General features: G+C 33.4%; 18 protein-coding genes and 1 pseudogene. 12 read left to right on the forward strand and 7 right to left on the reverse strand.

What is annotated here, in order from left to right:
- Positions 1 to 94 precede the first annotated feature (94 nt).
- Positions 95 to 1,954 (forward strand): RNA polymerase sigma factor RpoD, encoded by a 1,860-nt coding sequence (gene rpoD, locus LS70_RS00005; RefSeq protein WP_034287070.1) that lies wholly within the window; start codon positions 95 to 97, stop codon positions 1,952 to 1,954.
- 88 nt (positions 1,955 to 2,042) lie between these two features.
- Positions 2,043 to 3,902: an RNA polymerase sigma factor RpoD gene (gene rpoD, locus LS70_RS00010; RefSeq protein WP_138109264.1), complete on the forward strand. Its 1,860-nt coding sequence runs from the start codon at positions 2,043 to 2,045 to the stop codon at positions 3,900 to 3,902.
- Between the two features lie 293 nt (positions 3,903 to 4,195).
- Here the strand turns inward: rpoD (LS70_RS00010) and LS70_RS00015 are convergent, their stop codons facing one another.
- On the reverse strand, positions 4,196 to 4,834 hold the full coding sequence (locus tag LS70_RS00015; protein ID WP_034287068.1) for a trimeric intracellular cation channel family protein: 639 nt from the start codon (positions 4,832 to 4,834) through the stop codon (positions 4,196 to 4,198).
- Position 4,835: 1 nt separating this feature from the next.
- A complete protein-coding gene (locus tag LS70_RS00020) occupies positions 4,836 to 6,053 on the reverse strand; it encodes an HD domain-containing protein (RefSeq protein WP_034287066.1) in 1,218 nt (405 codons plus the stop codon).
- A 130-nt stretch (positions 6,054 to 6,183) separates the two neighbouring features.
- Here LS70_RS00020 and ccsA point away from each other — a divergent pair, with 130 nt between their 5' ends.
- The 6 genes from ccsA (at position 6,184) to LS70_RS00050 (ending at position 12,900) form a co-directional block, all read left to right on the forward strand.
- Positions 6,184 to 8,997 (forward strand): cytochrome c biogenesis protein CcsA, encoded by a 2,814-nt coding sequence (gene ccsA / locus LS70_RS00025; RefSeq protein ID WP_034288890.1) that lies wholly within the window; start codon positions 6,184 to 6,186, stop codon positions 8,995 to 8,997.
- A gap of 89 nt (positions 8,998 to 9,086) precedes the next feature.
- Positions 9,087 to 10,904: a threonine--tRNA ligase gene (gene thrS / locus LS70_RS00030; protein WP_034287063.1), complete on the forward strand. Its 1,818-nt coding sequence runs from the start codon at positions 9,087 to 9,089 to the stop codon at positions 10,902 to 10,904.
- Positions 10,901 to 11,416 (forward strand): translation initiation factor IF-3, encoded by a 516-nt coding sequence (infC, locus tag LS70_RS00035; RefSeq protein WP_034287061.1) that lies wholly within the window; start codon positions 10,901 to 10,903, stop codon positions 11,414 to 11,416. The genes thrS and infC overlap by 4 nt, the downstream gene beginning before the upstream one ends.
- A 25-nt stretch (positions 11,417 to 11,441) precedes the next feature.
- Positions 11,442 to 11,636, forward strand: a complete 195-nt coding sequence (gene rpmI / locus LS70_RS00040) for a 50S ribosomal protein L35 (RefSeq protein ID WP_005021283.1) — start codon at positions 11,442 to 11,444, stop codon at positions 11,634 to 11,636.
- 96 nt (positions 11,637 to 11,732) lie between these two features.
- On the forward strand, positions 11,733 to 12,086 hold the full coding sequence (gene rplT / locus LS70_RS00045) for a 50S ribosomal protein L20 (RefSeq protein WP_034287054.1): 354 nt from the start codon (positions 11,733 to 11,735) through the stop codon (positions 12,084 to 12,086).
- Between the two features lie 82 nt (positions 12,087 to 12,168).
- A complete protein-coding gene (locus LS70_RS00050; protein WP_138109265.1) occupies positions 12,169 to 12,900 on the forward strand; it encodes a hypothetical protein in 732 nt (243 codons plus the stop codon).
- A gap of 8 nt (positions 12,901 to 12,908) precedes the next feature.
- Here LS70_RS00050 and LS70_RS00055 read toward each other — a convergent pair whose 3' ends face one another.
- The 5 genes and pseudogenes from LS70_RS00055 to LS70_RS00075 form a co-directional block, all read right to left on the reverse strand.
- On the reverse strand, positions 12,909 to 13,727 hold the full coding sequence (locus tag LS70_RS00055; protein WP_138109266.1) for a hypothetical protein: 819 nt from the start codon (positions 13,725 to 13,727) through the stop codon (positions 12,909 to 12,911).
- Positions 13,715 to 14,035: pseudogene (locus LS70_RS10125) on the reverse strand (Fic family protein); the annotation flags it as partial. The pseudogene LS70_RS10125 and the gene LS70_RS00055, both read right to left, overlap by 13 nt.
- 7 nt (positions 14,036 to 14,042) lie before the next feature.
- Positions 14,043 to 14,312, reverse strand: a complete 270-nt coding sequence (locus LS70_RS00065; protein WP_034287891.1) for a type II toxin-antitoxin system YafQ family toxin — start codon at positions 14,310 to 14,312, stop codon at positions 14,043 to 14,045.
- Positions 14,309 to 14,554 carry a hypothetical protein gene (locus tag LS70_RS00070; RefSeq protein ID WP_138109268.1) on the reverse strand — a complete coding sequence of 82 codons (246 nt, stop codon included), beginning with the start codon at positions 14,552 to 14,554 and terminating at the stop codon, positions 14,309 to 14,311. Before LS70_RS00070 ends, LS70_RS00065 begins: the two co-directional genes overlap by 4 nt.
- Positions 14,555 to 14,647: 93 nt before the next feature.
- On the reverse strand, positions 14,648 to 14,902 hold the full coding sequence (locus tag LS70_RS00075) for a helix-turn-helix domain-containing protein (protein WP_034287022.1): 255 nt from the start codon (positions 14,900 to 14,902) through the stop codon (positions 14,648 to 14,650).
- A 97-nt stretch (positions 14,903 to 14,999) separates the two neighbouring features.
- Here LS70_RS00075 and LS70_RS10035 point away from each other — a divergent pair, with 97 nt between their 5' ends.
- The 4 genes from LS70_RS10035 (at position 15,000) to LS70_RS00090 (ending at position 17,558) form a co-directional block, all read left to right on the forward strand.
- Positions 15,000 to 15,152 (forward strand): hypothetical protein, encoded by a 153-nt coding sequence (locus LS70_RS10035; RefSeq protein ID WP_162845082.1) that lies wholly within the window; start codon positions 15,000 to 15,002, stop codon positions 15,150 to 15,152.
- Entirely contained in the window at positions 15,149 to 15,589 is a 441-nt protein-coding gene (locus tag LS70_RS00080; protein ID WP_052083251.1) for a DUF4156 domain-containing protein, read from the forward strand. The genes LS70_RS10035 and LS70_RS00080 overlap by 4 nt, the downstream gene beginning before the upstream one ends.
- 266 nt (positions 15,590 to 15,855) lie before the next feature.
- The gene (locus tag LS70_RS00085) at positions 15,856 to 17,259 is read left to right on the forward strand and encodes an SLC13 family permease (protein ID WP_034287024.1); all 1,404 of its coding nucleotides are present in this window, start codon (positions 15,856 to 15,858) and stop codon (positions 17,257 to 17,259) included.
- Positions 17,256 to 17,558: a hypothetical protein gene (locus LS70_RS00090; protein ID WP_138109269.1), complete on the forward strand. Its 303-nt coding sequence runs from the start codon at positions 17,256 to 17,258 to the stop codon at positions 17,556 to 17,558. Before LS70_RS00085 ends, LS70_RS00090 begins: the two co-directional genes overlap by 4 nt.
- Positions 17,559 to 17,593: the final 35 nt, after the last annotated feature.

Genomic DNA, 17,593 nt, shown 5'->3' on the forward strand with positions numbered 1-17,593 from the left:
GATTAACCCCGCTTTTAACTTATTTGGCTATAATGCTTGATTTTTCATGATTTTAAAAAGAATTTAATGCCATTTTAATCTTTTGGAGTTCCTAATGTCTGCAAAAACTATCAATCAACAGCTTGATGAATTATTCCAAAATGCTCTCAAATATGTTTCTTATGAAAAAGTTGCACAAGTTTTAGGAAAGCTCCCAACAGCAACACAAGCAAAAAAAGTTAGTGAATTAGCAAAAAAATATGATAAACAATTAATGTCTGCTTCAGAAGTTGCAAAGATTCTAAACCAAGATGATGCAAGAAAAATCAAAGAAGATAAAAAACGTCTTTTAGATGAAGAATTAGAAGATGAATTTGATTTTATGAAAGAAAGAGAACTTTTAGAATGGAGTAGAAGTGATAGCCCAGTTAGAATGTATCTAAGAGAAATGGGACAGATTCCATTATTAACAAGAGATGAAGAAATAGAGCTTAGTAAAAATATAGAGCTTGGGGAAAATATTATTTTAGATGCAATTTGTTCTGTTCCTTATTTAATTGATTTTATTTTAGATTATAAAGAAGCACTAATTAATAGAGAAAGACGCGTTAAAGAACTTTTTAAAAGCTTTGATGATGAAGAAGAAGGCAAAGAAGAAGAGGGAGAAGAAAGCGAAGAGGAAGAAGAAAGAGATGGAGAAGAAGGAGAAGAATCTAAAAAGCCCATTAGTAAAAAAGACCAAAAACGTGTAGAAAAAGTCTTAATCAGTTTTAAAGCTTTAGAAAAAGCAAAAAAAGATTGGTTAAAGACTTGGGAACAAGAAAAAGGAAATGAAAACTCTAAAGATATGCTATATCTTTTAACCTTAGCACATAAAAAACAATTCTTAAAAGAAAAGCTTTTAGATTTAGGACCTACAAGCAAACTTATTAATGAGCTTGTAAAAGCAATGGAAAATACAATTAAAAGTGATGAAGGATTTGATAAAGAATTAAAACGTTTAGAATATCGCTTGCCACTCTTTAATGATATTTTGCTTGCAAACCATAAAAAGATTCTGGATAATATTACAGAAATGAATAAAGCAGAAATTACCGCAGCAGTGCCAGAAGCAACAATGGTATCAACTTATATGGAGATTAAAAAACTCTTCCAAACAAAAGCAGCGAGTGAAGGAAGCTTTGATTTAGAGCCAGAAAAACTCAAGCAAATCTTAGAACAAATCAAACGTGGTAAAGATATTGCAGATAAAGCCAAAACAAAAATGGCAAAATCTAATCTAAGGCTTGTGGTGAGTATTGCGAAGCGTTATACAAACAGAGGGCTTCCTTTCTTGGATTTGATTCAAGAAGGCAATATTGGTTTAATGAAAGCTGTGGATAAGTTTGAGTATAAAAAGGGTTATCGTTTCTCTACCTATGCAACATGGTGGATTCGTCAAGCAATCTCCCGCGCAGTAGCCGACCAAGCCCGCACAATTAGAATCCCTATTCATATGATTGAAACCATTAATCGTATCAATAAAATTATGCGTAAATTTCTACAAGAAGAAGGAAAAGAACCAGATTTAGAAAAAATTGCAGAAGAAGTGGGCTTACCCATTGATAAAGTAAAAAATGTGATTAAGATTACAAAAGAACCCATTAGTCTTGAAGCTCCTATTGGAAATGGAGAAGATGGAAAGTTTGGAGATTTCGTAGAAGATAAAAGCTCTATTGGACCTATGGATCATATTTTAAAAGAAGATTTAAAAAGTCAAATTGATGATGTTTTAGACCAACTCAATGAAAGAGAAAAAGCAGTAATACGTATGCGCTTTGGATTATTAGATGATGAATCTGATAGAACTTTAGAAGAAATTGGAAAAGAATTAAATGTTACAAGAGAGAGAGTTAGACAAATAGAATCTAGTGCAATTAAAAAACTAAAACATCCAAAAGTAGGAAGAAAGTTAAAGAATTATATTGAGGATTAACCCCGCTTTTAACTTATTTGGCTATAATGCTTGATTTTTCATGATTTTAAAAAGAATTTAATGCCATTTTAATCTTTTGGAGTTCCTAATGTCTGCAAAAACTATCAATCAACAGCTTGATGAATTATTCCAAAATGCTCTCAAATATGTTTCTTATGAAAAAGTTGCACAAGTTTTAGGAAAGCTCCCAACAGCAACACAAGCAAAAAAAGTTAGTGAATTAGCAAAAAAATATGATAAACAATTAATGTCTGCTTCAGAAGTTGCAAAGATTCTAAACCAAGATGATGCAAGAAAAATCAAAGAAGATAAAAAACGTCTTTTAGATGAAGAATTAGAAGATGAATTTGATTTTATGAAAGAAAGAGAACTTTTAGAATGGAGTAGAAGTGATAGCCCAGTTAGAATGTATCTAAGAGAAATGGGACAGATTCCATTATTAACAAGAGATGAAGAAATAGAGCTTAGTAAAAATATAGAGCTTGGGGAAAATATTATTTTAGATGCAATTTGTTCTGTTCCTTATTTAATTGATTTTATTTTAGATTATAAAGAAGCACTAATTAATAGAGAAAGACGCGTTAAAGAACTTTTTAAAAGCTTTGATGATGAAGAAGAAGGCAAAGAAGAAGAGGGAGAAGAAAGCGAAGAGGAAGAAGAAAGAGATGGAGAAGAAGGAGAAGAATCTAAAAAGCCCATTAGTAAAAAAGACCAAAAACGTGTAGAAAAAGTCTTAATCAGTTTTAAAGCTTTAGAAAAAGCAAAAAAAGATTGGTTAAAGACTTGGGAACAAGAAAAAGGAAATGAAAACTCTAAAGATATGCTATATCTTTTAACCTTAGCACATAAAAAACAATTCTTAAAAGAAAAGCTTTTAGATTTAGGACCTACAAGCAAACTTATTAATGAGCTTGTAAAAGCAATGGAAAATACAATTAAAAGTGATGAAGGATTTGATAAAGAATTAAAACGTTTAGAATATCGCTTGCCACTCTTTAATGATATTTTGCTTGCAAACCATAAAAAGATTCTGGATAATATTACAGAAATGAATAAAGCAGAAATTACCGCAGCAGTGCCAGAAGCAACAATGGTATCAACTTATATGGAGATTAAAAAACTCTTCCAAACAAAAGCAGCGAGTGAAGGAAGCTTTGATTTAGAGCCAGAAAAACTCAAGCAAATCTTAGAACAAATCAAACGTGGTAAAGATATTGCAGATAAAGCCAAAACAAAAATGGCAAAATCTAATCTAAGGCTTGTGGTGAGTATTGCAAAACACTTCACTAATCGCGGATTACCATTTTTAGACCTTATCCAAGAAGGCAATATTGGTTTAATGAAAGCTGTGGATAAGTTTGAGTATAAAAAGGGTTATCGTTTCTCTACCTATGCAACATGGTGGATTCGTCAAGCAATCTCCCGCGCAGTAGCCGACCAAGCCCGCACAATTAGAATCCCTATTCATATGATTGAAACCATTAATCGTATCAATAAAATTATGCGTAAATTTCTACAAGAAGAAGGAAAAGAACCAGATTTAGAAAAAATTGCAGAAGAAGTGGGCTTACCCATTGATAAAGTAAAAAATGTGATTAAGATTACAAAAGAACCCATTAGTCTTGAAGCTCCTATTGGAAATGGAGAAGATGGAAAGTTTGGAGATTTCGTAGAAGATAAAAGCTCTATTGGACCTATGGATCATATTTTAAAAGAAGATTTAAAAAGTCAAATTGATGATGTTTTAGACCAACTCAATGAAAGAGAAAAAGCAGTAATACGTATGCGCTTTGGATTATTAGATGATGAATCTGATAGAACTTTAGAAGAAATTGGAAAAGAATTAAATGTTACAAGAGAGAGAGTTAGACAAATAGAATCTAGTGCAATTAAAAAACTAAAACATCCAAAAGTAGGAAGAAAGTTAAAGAATTATATTGAGGATTAAAACGAAACAATATTTTTTTAATTTAACAAGAGTCTATGGATTTGGAGAATCTTTTTAAGGTTTAGAATGTTGTTGTTTTGCTATAATCAAACTTTTAGCTAGAGATAAAATTTATGCTTGCAAATTTGTTATTGCATTTTATCAAGGTTAAAAATCAAAAAAGGAAAAAGGATTGTCGATGAAAAAGTTTTTATTGGGTTTAGGAATCTTTGCAGTAATGGTTGCAGTAAGTGGTTGTGAAAAACAAGAATATCAACATCCAGCACACAGAAGCGGTGCGGTAAAATAAAGCCTTATTTGGCTTTATTGCTAGGATTAAATTTAAAAGTTGGTAATCCTAAATGATAGCGGATTGCAATCAGACGCACAACAAAGCCAATCACTAAGCAAATAATAATAATCGTGTTTTCATCTATGGAAAAATAGTTCTTACTAATGTAAGTTCCTATTACATATAAGCTTCCAATGAGCAAAGAGATGCTTGCATAAAGTTCTTTTTGGAATACAAGTGGAATCCTAGCGCAAAATATATCGCGTAAAATTCCTCCAAATACTCCAGTAATAATTGCTCCAGCAACTGCCATTGCGCCACTAGGGTGTAAATCTAATCCGATACGCGCACCAATGACGCTAAATACAGAAAGCCCAAGCGCATCAAGCACCAAAAAAGTGCGTTCAAAGCGTGCTACAAAATATGGAATCTTTGTTGTTAAAAGTGCTGCAATACATATAAGTGCTAAATATTCAGGGTGCGCAACCCAAGTTAATGGATAATGCCCAAAGAGAACATCGCGGATAGAACCCCCGCCAATTGCTGTTACACAAGCGATAAATAATACGCCAAACCAGTCCATATTATGTCTTCCTGCTGCAAGTGCTCCTGTCATTCCTTCTGCTGTGATTCCAATAATATATAGGCTTGTTAATAGCATTTTATTCTCCAAACTCCCTAAATAAGTAGCCTAAATCAATACCATTTAGAGTTTTTGCATTGTAAGAATATTCTAAATTTTTCGCTCCTTCTACTAAATCACGACTTTTAATGCCATGGCTTATAGAAATTTTTGCTTCTAAAAATGCGCTTAAATGGTCGCAATATTTTAAAAATTCTCCAAAAATTGGAATTTGTGGATTGATTGTAGCAATTTCTTTTAAAAATTCTTCTCCACTTTTTTTGCTATAAATAACATTTTCATTGCATTTGTAGCGGTTTTTAAATTCATCTTGTGTGTAATAAATAATCTCTCGCGCAATTGTTTTTGGGACAATATTTAAAATTTTTTCTCTAACAGCCTCTTCTTCAATTTCTTTAATAAAAGCATCAAGTCCTTCAACATTTTTCTTGATTGGAGAGATAATATCGCGCGTTAGAATCTCGGGCAAATCATGGAATAAGCCACAAAAGAAATGTTGAATTTGCATTGTTTTTGAAAATTTAAGATCATAGCCTAAAAGATATGCACAAAGAGCTACAACTAAAGTGTGTCCAAGCACAGAAGTGCAAGGAACTCGTGGTGTTTGACTCCAACGTTTTTGAAAACGTAGCTGCCCAAACATATTAACAAGCTCTTGCGTTTCTTTATAAAGCACAATCTGCCTAATGCCGGCTAATTGATAATGTTCTTGCACTTGTCTATCAATAGAATCTTTCGTGTTTTGGACATCATAAAGATAGGGATTGAAATGATAAATAATATCAAATTCCCATTTGGATGCGTAATAATGAGAGGCTTTTAGAATCTTTTTTTCTAAATTTTCGACTTCACCATAAAGATAACTGCGCATAGATTCCAAAAAACCAAATCCTTTTAAATCCTCCTCTAACTGCGCGCAGACAAAATCAACTAAAGCTTTGTTATGTTTTTGGACAAGTTTATGAAATACGGGAGGTTTAATATCTGTTAAGATAATGCGTTCAAGAAATTCATAGCAAAATTGCATAATTAGGCGTTCAAAATTAATCTCTACACCATTTTCTAGCATTTCATAATGTGCTAAAAGATAAGCAATAACAATTTTATGCGCTTGTTTGTCAAGCTCTATAAATTCTACTGGTGTAGCTTGGTCATTCCATCGTCTAATATTTGCAGCGACAAAAAATTTGCGCAAAAGAGAAAAGCTTAAAGAGGGTTTTGTAAGTTTAGATTCCATAAGTTTCCTAATATTTTTGTGCGATTATACCAAAACAAGAATCTTTAACTTTTTTATTTGCTTTTTGTTAATCAAATTAAAGCGCAGTTTGGGTAAAATAGCGGGCTATTTTTATGTTTATGAGGAATCTATGGAGATAATAAAAAAAATTACAAAAGGTATTGTTGAAGGATTCTGCAATTTTTGGGTTACATTTGTTTTATTAGTTGCTTATGGCAGTGCGTGTGGTGTTGCAACTTTTATGGAGAATGATTATGGAACGCCTAGTGCAAAAGCTTTGGTGTATAGCACACAATGGTTTGATTTACTACATTTGTTACTTATTTTAAATCTCATTGGTGTATTGATTTTTTCACGTGCTTTGCAACGTAAGAAATATGCTTCGTTTCTATTCCATTTTTCTTTAGTTGTGATTTTTATAGGGGCTGCGATAACTCGTTATTATGGCTTTGAAGGTGTAATGCATATAAGAGAAGGGGAGCAGAGCAATACAATACAATCACAAGAAGAGTTTATTACTGTTTTAGCAAAAATTGATGATAAATTTTATCGTGCGTTTTTTCCAACGACAATAACGCCTTTAGTGCAAAAGCGATTCCAACAAAATCTTCCTTTAGAAGATGGAAATTTAGAAGTGCAATATATAGATTTTACTCCTGCAAAAGATAAGATGGATTCAGATAAATTAAATGTTAAAGTAAGTTTTAAAGGTGAGAGTAAAGAGATTGAAGTAATCAAAAATACTGGAATGGAGCAAGTTGTTCCTTTTGTGCTTGGTGGTAAGAAATTTGCATTAGAGTGGGGTAGCCGCACGATTGTTTTACCTTTTGCGCTTGCATTAAAAGATTTTCAGCTAGACCGCTATGCAGGTTCTATGAGTCCTTCATCGTATGCTTCAGATGTTGTGGTGATTGATTCTGTGAATAATATTGAAAAATCTTATCGTATTTACATGAATAATGTCCTTGATTATGGGGGATTCCGTTTTTTTCAATCTTCGTATGATATGGATGAGCAAGGCACAATTTTATCAGTAAATAAAGACCCAGGGAAGATTCCAACATATATTGGTTATGCCTTGCTAACTATTGGGCTATTATGGGCAATGTTTGCTAAAAATGGACGTTTTTATCGCTTAGGGCAGTATTTAAAAATGCAAAATCTTATAGTTGCGTTTGCATTTTGCTTTGGAATTTTAAGCGCAATACCACTACAAGCAAATCCACAAGCTGAAAACCCGCATACTGAAAATCCCCATGCTGGCGAAATGCTTGAGATTCCTCCTATCACCACAGAGAGTATTTTGGATTTAATTAAGAATCTTAAAGAAAAAAGTGGAGCGCATACAGAAAAATTTGGGCGTTTAATCGTTCAGGATTTTGGCGGACGCATGAAGCCGCTTGATACACTTGCGATGGAATATACCCACAAAATGACAAAAAAAGATGGATTTTTAGGGCTTAGTAATATGGAATTATTCTTAGGAATGATGGTGTATCCTAATGAGTTTAAAAAGGTGAAGATGTTGGCACTCTCCACACCAAAGCTTAAAGAAGTTATTGGCGTGGATAAAAATGAAAAATATGTAGCTTTTGAAGATTTATTTGTCGATGATACTTATAAGCTTACAAATTATTTAGAAGAAGCAAACCGCAAAAAGCCTGCAATGCGTGATAAATTTGATAAAGATGTTATTAGCCTTGATGAGCGGGTTAATGTAGCATATTTGATTTATACTGCACAATCTTTAAAAATTATTCCTGATTTTAATAAAGAAAGCGATAAATGGTTTGCTCCAAGTGAAGCGATTGCTGGTTTTGATAAAGAAAATGCAACCCAACTTCAAAAGCTTTTTGGTGCATATTTTAATAGTTTTCATTATGGTTTGGTGGAAAATAATTGGGAAAATGCAGATTTAGCTATAAATGCGCTTAATGCGATTCAACATAAGTTTGGAGAAGATTTAATCCCGCCTAAAATACAAATTGATTTAGAAATTTTTCTTAATCATTATAATTTATTTGAAAATCTAACACCACTTTATCTTTGTTTTGGAATCTTATTATTTTCTATCGTGCTTGTGCAGATTTTTAGGCATAAACAAGCAGATATTTTAGCAAGTCGCATTGTGCATTGGATTATTGCGCTTTTGGTTTTAGGGCATACGATCGCATTAGGATTGCGTTGGTATGTTGGCGGGCATGCACCTTGGAGTAATGCCTATGAATCAATGATTTATATTGCTTGGGCTGCTGGAGTTTCTGGGGTTGTGTTCTTTAGAAAAAGTTATTTGGCACAAAGTATGGCAAGCTTTTTGGCTGGAATCTCTTTATTTGTCGCGCATTTAGGGTTTATGGATCCTCAAATTGGGAATCTTGTTCCTGTTCTTAAATCTTATTGGCTTAATATCCATGTTTCAATCATTACAGCAAGCTATGGATTTTTAGGTTTATGTTTTATGCTCGGTGCATTAACGCTGTTTTTATTTATTTTTAGAAGCGAAAAATATCCAGAGCTTGATCGCACGATTCTAACTTTACATACAATTAATGAAATGGCGATGATACTAGGGCTTGCAATGCTAACTGTGGGTAATTTCTTAGGTGGTGTGTGGGCAAATGAATCTTGGGGAAGATATTGGGGATGGGACCCAAAAGAGACTTGGGCATTGATTTCTATTGTGGTGTATGTGATTGTGCTACATGCGAGATTTATTCCTAAGGGGAATAATCCTTATGTGTTTGCTTCACTAAGTGTTGTAGCATTTTATTCTATTTTGATGACATATTTTGGGGTTAATTTCTATCTTTCTGGATTGCATTCTTATGCTGCTGGAGACCCATTACCAATTCCGGTTTTTTTATATTATTTTATTGGGGCTACTATTCTTTTAATCCTATTAGCAGCACGCAAAGGAGATTTACCACCACCAAAATTACCTTAGTTTTAAAGGAATCTTTGTAATTAAGAGTGAATTATTTAAATTTTTGGTATAATCAGAGGTTATTTTTGAAATATTAAGGGTAATATTTTATGTCGCAAATTATTGGAATTAAAGCAAATGGCGTAATTTATGATACACAAAGTGCAGAGGAACTAGGAATAAACGGGAATCCGATTTATTTTGATAATTCTGAAGATTCTTTGTCTATTGCACGCCATACTTGTGCGCATTTAATGGCAGAAGCACTAAAAGAACTTTACCCTGAAGCACAATTTTTTGTCGGTCCAGTGGTAGAAGAGGGATTTTATTATGATTTTCGTGTGCATCATAAAATCAATGAAGAAGATTTAAGTGCTATTGAAGCAAAAATGAAAGAAATCGCTAAAAAAGGCGAAAAAATTACAAAATATTATTTAACGCGCGAAGAAGCAATACAGAAGTTTCAAAATGATGATTTAAAGCAAGCAGTAATTCGAAAGATTCCATTAGGAGATGGAAGATTAAGCATTTATACACAAGGTGTATTTGAAGATTTGTGCCGCGGTCCCCATTTGCCAACTCTAAAATTATTAAATGCTTTTAAACTTACAAAAGTTGCTGGGGCGTATTTAGGCGGTGATGAAAAAGCAGAAATGCTAACAAGAATCTATGGAATCGCATTCGCTGATAAGGAGAGCTTAAACCAATATTTACGCCAATTAGAAGAAGCAAAGAAACGCGACCATAGAAAAGTTGGCGTAGAAATGGAGCTATTTACTTTCGATGAAGAAGTTGGAGCAGGTCTTCCTATTTGGTTGCCAAAAGGAGCTAGACTTAGACGGAATCTTGAAAATCTTTTAACGCAAGCTTTGATTGAGCGTGGATATGAGCCTGTGCGTGGTCCTGAAATCCTAAAAAGTGCTGTTTGGAAAACAAGTGGGCATTATGCAAACTATGGCGAGAATATGTATTTTACAACAATTGATGAAGTAGAATATGGAATTAAGCCGATGAATTGCGTAGGGCATATTAAAGTTTATCAAAATTCTTTGCATAGTTATCGTGAGTTACCTTTGCGATTCTATGAATATGGTGTTGTGCATCGCCATGAAAAAAGTGGGGTATTGCATGGATTGTTGCGTGTGCGTGAATTTACACAAGATGACGCGCATATTTTTTGTCGCCCAAGTCAAATTGCAAGCGAAGTTGAAAATATTATTGATTTTACACAAAAAATTATGCAAGCTTTTGGATTTAGCTATGAAATGGAAATTTCAACAAAGCCTGAAAAATCTATTGGAAGTGATGCAGTTTGGGAAGAAGCCACAGAAGCTCTTAAGGGGGCTTTAAGACGTTGTGGAATCGCCTATAAGATTGATGAAGGTGGTGGAGCATTTTATGGTCCAAAAATTGATATTAAAATCACTGATGCAATCGGTAGAAAATGGCAGTGTGGCACTGTGCAAATTGATATGAATTTACCAGAGCGTTTTGCGCTAACTTACACAGATGAGAATAATAGTGCGCAACAGCCTGTAATGATTCATCGTGCAATTCTTGGAAGTTTTGAACGTTTTGTAGCGATTCTAACAGAGCATTTTGGAGGGGAGTTTCCATTCTTTGTTGCTCCAACACAAGTGATTATTATTCCAATTAATGAAGCACAACAAGAGTATGCAAAAGAATTGCGTAATGCACTGCTAAAAGTTGGCGTTTATGCAGAAATCGAAGACAAAAATGAAACGCTTAATAAGCGTATTCGCAATGCTGAAAAACAAAGAGTTCCGATGATTGCAGTGCTTGGAGCAAAGGAAGTGGAGGATAGAGAAGTTTCAATACGCGATAGGCGTGCCAAAGAGCAATCAACTATGAGTTTTGATGCGTTTATTACATTAACTAAGGAGAAAATGCGTGAGGTTAGCTTTTGAGTAAAAATGATAATGTAATCCTAAATGAGGATATTGATTTTCCAGAGATTCGCTGTGTAGGTGATGATGGTGAGCAGTATGGTTTAATAAGTTCAGATGAGGCTTTAAAAATCGCAGATAGTAAAGGGTTAGATTTGGTGTTAATCGCACCAGATGCGAAACCCCCTGTTTGTAAGATTATGGATTATGGAAAATTCCGTTATCAGCAAGAGAAGAAGCAAAAAGAAGCTAAGAAAAAACAAAAGCAAATCGAAATTAAGGAGATTAAGCTTTCTGTAAAAATTGCTAGCAACGATATTAATTATAAGGTTAGGCACGCAAAAGAGTTTTTAGAAGAAAACAAACATGTGCGATTCCGCGTTTTCTTGCGTGGAAGAGAGGTAAGCGAACCTCAAGCTGGCTTTGAAGTCTTAAATAAAGTTGCTGCGATGTTAGAAGATGTTGCAAATATTGAAAAAGATTACAAAGTTGAAGGGCGTTATGTTAATATGCTCGTAACACCAAAAAAATAATTTATCTTATGAAAGGAGAATAACGATGCCAAAGATGAAAACAAATCGTGGTGCAGCAAAAAGATTTAAGCTTAAAAAGAATCTTATTAAGCGTGGTTCAGCGTTTAAAAGTCATATTTTGACGAAAAAACGCCCTAGAAAAATCGCAAATCTTAATGCACCAAAATATGTGCATGATGCTAATATTGAGTCTGTTAAAAAAATGCTTTGTATGGCATAGGCTAGAAGTTTCATACATTTAAGTATGTCATTCCCCTAAAATTTTAGGGCAAGTTTGGTAGAAAATACCACACCACAATATGGTAAAGGATATAAAATGGCAAGAGTAAAAACAGGCGTAGTGCGAAGACGTCGCCATAAAAAAGTTTTAAAGTTAGCGCGCGGATTTTATAGTGCAAGACATAAACATTTTAGAAAAGCTAAAGAACAATTAGAAAGAAGTTTATGTTACGCATTTCGTGATAGAAAACAAAAGAAAAGAGATTTTAGAAAACTTTGGATTGTGAGAATTAATGCTGCTTGTAGAATTAATGCAATCAGCTATTCAAGATTTATGTTTGGTCTCAAAAAAGCGGGCATTACACTAGATAGAAAGATTTTGGCAGATATTGCAATGCACGAACCAGCTGCGTTTGCAAAAATTGTTGAAAGCGCAAAAAAAGCATTGTAATTTTTTGGCTTTGAGATTCTTTAAAAGAATCTCTCAAGCCTTTTGAAATTATGATAGTAATCTTAATTTTAAAGGGTTTGTTATGCGATTGTTTTTGGCTATTGCTCTATTTCTATTTGCGTTGCTTCCGGTAAATGCGGCAGAGACGCTTATTAAACAGCGTTTAAATACTACATTAAATCTTTCTCCTACAAAATATTCTAGTAATCCTGTAATTACTGCTTCAAAAGAACTTCAAAAATTAAAAACATTAGGCGTTGAAGATAAAAATGCAATCATCAAAACTTTTAATGCTATTAATGCTTTTTTGGGGAGTGATAGTATTTGTAAAGGTGGGAGTTTTGCGATAAATCCGGCGTATTATTATAAAGATGGCAAAAAAATTCAAGAAGGCTTTGAGACAAATTTTACACTAAATTGTGTATTTGTGGAATCCCAAAAACAAGAATTTAATGCAATTTTAGACAAAATTCAAGCAGAAGTTTCTAAGAATACGTTTTTGATGTTTCCTATTCCTAGAGTTGATTTAGGCGTAGATGAAAAGGTTTTTAGCGAGAGTGATTCTGTGCTTAATGCTAAACTTTTGAATCTTGCGTTACAAAAAGCGAAAGAGTATTCAAATCTTACCCAAAAGAAATGTTCTATCAAAGAAATTACGCTTGGAGATGAAGGAAGTTTTGATAAAACTCCCCTAAAAGCAGAAGCACAATTAATGCGTGCTACTGCTAAAAATTCTTTAGAAGATATTGCATTGCCTAGTGCGAGAGAATCTCAAAAAAGTTTGTGGGGAGATGTAATTTTTAGCTGTAAATAGAAAGATAGTTATTCCAACAAAAATCCATATTCATAGATTTTAGGTTCAATCTTTTGAACTAGGCTGTTTAGTGTAAAGTTTAGATTCCCTATTAAATCTTTATAATAAGAATCTTGCGCCTTTTGGGGCGGGTTCATTTTTCCCTTGTCATTAAATCCTTGAAAATGCGCTTTAATATCATAAAGAGAAGCATTAGCATTATAAGGGTTTGTGGAATCGTTAAAATCTTGTGCGTGGTAATATTTCCAAAGCTCTAATCCTGCTGCAAAAACTTCCTTTGCCTCTGAAGCTTGAAATGTAGAATCTAAGGGCTTGGAATCTTTGATTTTCCCATTGATAAATCTGCGCATAAAGTTAAATTCAAATGCTTCTTTTGCTCCGACTTGTGATTCTGAAAAAGGGATAAAATGATTTACGTCCTCAAGGCTTGTGATTTTATTTTGGCTAGAAAAAAGCATAAAAGCCAAACAATTATTTTGAAAAGTGGAATCTTTTTCCCATAAATTGTTAGGGTATAAAAATTGGTCGCGGTCATTTATCCAAGCGGCAGGGATTGCATGGCGGACAGAGAAAAATACAGCACAAGGGATTAGATTAGTAAGAGTAAGAGCGTGCGACTTGTCGCTTATATTATGCTTAATGTAGCATAATTTTTGGTTTTGGAAATCCACTCTGCCTGAATTGAGCATTCCTAAAGGCAAATGGATTTGACTTTCTCTAAATTGTGCTATCCATTTACCGATATTTTCCCCCATAAATGGATAGAATCGCTTTTTACCTAAAAACTCCCCATTTCTCCCAAAAATATCAAGTTCTATTGTTTGCATACAAGTCCTAATAAATGTTTTAGAATCCCTTTTAGCTCATCTTTGCTCACACTATCATCTGCTACACACACGATAATATATTCTAATTCTTGATAAAAGTTAGTCGGGAGAATCTCTGGTTTGTTTGCTTTTATAAAAGCTTTTGCTATATAAATTGCAGTGCGTTTATTGCCATCTGCAAAGGGGTGGAATTTCACACAAGCAAACATTAAATGCGTGAGTTTATCTATAAAATTTGGATAATAATCATCATTTTGGATTTGTATTAAAGCAGAATCTAAAAGCCCTATCTGCTTAGGATTTGCTCCTTTAGCATCAAAATAATTTGCTATGGTTACTGATTCGCATTGCCAAAACTTCTAAAAATTCATCATTAATTTTATATACTAAAACAAGGTCTGGTCTAATATGGCAATCTCTGCAGCCTTTAAATTCTCCCATTAAAGCATGGTCGTGATATTTGTCTTTTAAAGCTTCCTTGTTAGCAAGTTTGTTAAGAATCTCTAGTGTTTGCTCTTTGTCGCTTCGGGTAAGTTTTTTAAAAGCTTTTTTAAAGGTTTTTGTAAAGACAATAGAATATTTCATGATTCTAAATCCGCTCTTAACTCTTCTATGCTTGTAAAGCTTTTAAGTGTGCCTTTTTTGCGTTTAGATTCTATCTCTTTAATCGCCTTTTTGAGCCTTTTTTCTGCCTTAGGTTTTAAAGTATAATCCGCTGCTGCGCAAATAGGGCATTCCTCTTGAATCTTAAGCTTTGGATTAAAGGCTTTGAGACTTTCTAGCACACCTAAAACTTTAGAATCTGCATTTTCAATAATTAATGTCATTTACACTCCTTTTTAAAGTATTATAGCCTATTCGTGTTTTAAATCCCACACTAAGAATCCTATGGGAATAACAAATTTATCTTTTTGGTAAGTTTAAAAGAGTTCTTTAATATCTATTTCTAAAACTCTTGCGATTTTATAAAGATGTTCAAGATTAAAATGAATATTTTTATATCCAGCTTCTGCACCAGCTACCAAAGAAACAGACTTATAGCCGATAGCAAGGCTTAAATCAAGTTGAGAGAGTCCTTTTTGTTTGCGGATTTTTGCCACATTTTGAGCGATTTGGTAATAAAATTGATAGATTTGTTCTTTACTAATTTCATCATCTGTAAAATGTGTTGGCATAATTAAACTCTACTATAATAGATTTTTTTAAGTTTAATTGGTTTATAATTTTATTTCACTCTATTATAATAGAGTGTATTTTTACAAGGAGGAACTTATGAGTTCAGAGAAAATTAACTCAAAAGATAATGCGTCAAATATGCAAAATCCAAATAAAGGCACTAAAGGCACAAACGTGCAATATGATAAGAATCAAGGGAATAGAGGCAAACAACTTAACCCTAATCAAGGCAAAAAAGATTCAAAATGAAAAAAATCATCTTTTTAGTAATAGTTTGTGGAGTTTTATTTTTCTTCGTTGGTTGTGCCGCTCAACAACTACTTTCATATACTCCTAAATCTTTAGAGCCACATGGTAGAGGAATCACAATTGCAAGTTCTACACCTTATAATTGTAGGATTTTAGGAGAGGTTGAAGGTAAGGATAGTAGTAGTGCAGCAATGCAAGGTGCGACATTAGAGAAGTTGCGAGAAGGTGCATTGAATGATTTAAAAAATGAAGCTGGAGCAGCGGTAGGTAATAATAGACGCATTATGCTTAGAATCACTAATGAAGCAAGTATATGCCAAGGTGTCATAAAAGGTGCATTAAAAGAGGGGGAATGCAGAATGTTTCCCTCAAATATTGCACTTTCCTCCATTTCATATAGGATTCATGCCGAAATATTTGAATGTGGAGAAAAGTAGATTTCAATACCTAGAGATTTTAAATTTCTAGGTATTATTTTATATTTTGAATTGCATCTTTTGGCAATCTAATACGCATAAATTTAAAGATTTGTTTTTGCTAATCAAAATCCCATACAAGAAGAACAAGGCTTTTGAAAAATTTACACAATTCTTTTTAACTTCCTTGTGATAAAACTTTAGTTTGCTTTTTTAAAAACACAAAAGGAATCCTAAATTAATTCTTATGCTATAATTTTATAAAAAAATAATAAATAAGGGTTATGATGAAGCTTAGACTGCGGGTGCGAAAAAAATTAAAATTCAAAACACATTTTCAGATTCTATCTGGTTTAAGCTTGGCTTTTATTTGTGCAATTTTGGCAGGATTTTTAAGCATTTATTATTTTTCTGCTTCATTTGAAGTTGGGGCATTTATTGGCATTTTATATTTCTTGATTGTTTTGTGGATTAATGAAGCTTTGCCGCTTGGCATTGTGTCGTTGTTTCCGATTATTTTGTTTCCTGCTTTTGGAATCTTAGATGTGAAAAGCGCGACAAGCAATTATGCAAATCCAATTATTTTTTTATTTTTAGGTGGTTTTATGCTTGCTATTGGCGTAGAAAAGATAGGTTTGCACAAAATCATTGCTAGAAAATTTTTGAGTTATTTCCCTCCCACACCAAAAGGAGTTATCACTGCACTTGGGGTAGCAAGTGTCGCGCTAGGAAGTGTGTTGTCTAATTCTACGGTGGCACTTTTGCTAATCCCTATTGCATTTTCTATCACACAAGAAGAATCCTTAAAAGCGAGATTTTTGCTATCTGTTGCTTTTGGTGCAAGTATCAGCGGAATCACTACGCCCATAGGCACGCCGCCAAATCTTATCTTTTTGGGTTTTTTAGAAACCGTGCATTTTGAGAGTATCGGCTTTGCTGCTTGGATTTTTATGATGTTGCCTTTGACTTTAAGTATGTTGTATGTGATGATTAAGATTCTTTCTTTCAATCTCCCAAATGAGGAACTCAAAATTGATGCTTTTGAGGAGATTAAAATAACTTTAGAACATAAAAAGCTAATGGCTCTTATTGGCATTTTGTTGTTACTATTGCTACTTAATTCGCCAATAAAGCCAATTTATAGTGGGCTTGGGTTTAATGAAAATATCCTTTTGCTTAGTTTTGGGCTTTTGATGTTTGTGCCAAAAATTGGTTGCTTACGCTGGGAGGATTCTAAAGCGATTCCTTTTGAAGTGATGTTTTTATTTGGTGCTGGGTTTTGTATCGCAATGGCGATTGCAGAAATGCAACTTGGAGATTCTTTTAAGCCTATTTTTGAATATTTTGGTAGTTTGCCGATTCTGGTTTTTTTGCTTTGTGTTTGCCTTTTGGTTTTGTGTTTGACGATGTTTATTAGCTCTACTGCCTTAATCGCGATTCTTTTGTCTGCAATTTTTGCCTCAACTAAGGACTTTTTAGACCCACAAATGCAAAGTTTAGTCATGCTAATTGCTACGATTTGTGTTGGATTTTCTTTTATGTTTCCGATTTCTACGCCACCTAATGCGATAGTTTTTAGCAAAGGGGGAGTGAAAATTTGGGATATGTTTAGATTTGGGATTTTATTAAGCTTTGCTGGAATCATATTAATTATTGCTTTTGGTATGGCTTATTGGCGTTGGTTTTTTTGAGAAAAATTACATTTGTTAATGATAGGAAACTAAGTGAAGTAGGCTGGAGTGCATTATCTTTAAGTAGTGATGAGTTTAAAACTGCAAGCAGTGAATATTTAAGAGCATTAGAGGAATCTAAGAGAAAGGAAAGAACAGAATATTTAGCGGCAATTCAAGGAGTTAATATTCTAACAGACTCTATAAAAAGCACCGCAGAAGTCTTTAAAAAAGACTTACCTTATCTCTATCAAATTGTCCCAAAAACTAAAATATGGATTGATTTACAAGTAGATAAAAAAGGAGAATATGTGAAATGAGAGAGATTTTGTTTGCATTGGGTTACCCTAGCTCA

Source organism: Helicobacter sp. MIT 11-5569, from assembly GCF_000765695.2.
Taxonomy (GTDB): Bacteria; Campylobacterota; Campylobacteria; order Campylobacterales; family Helicobacteraceae; genus Helicobacter_D.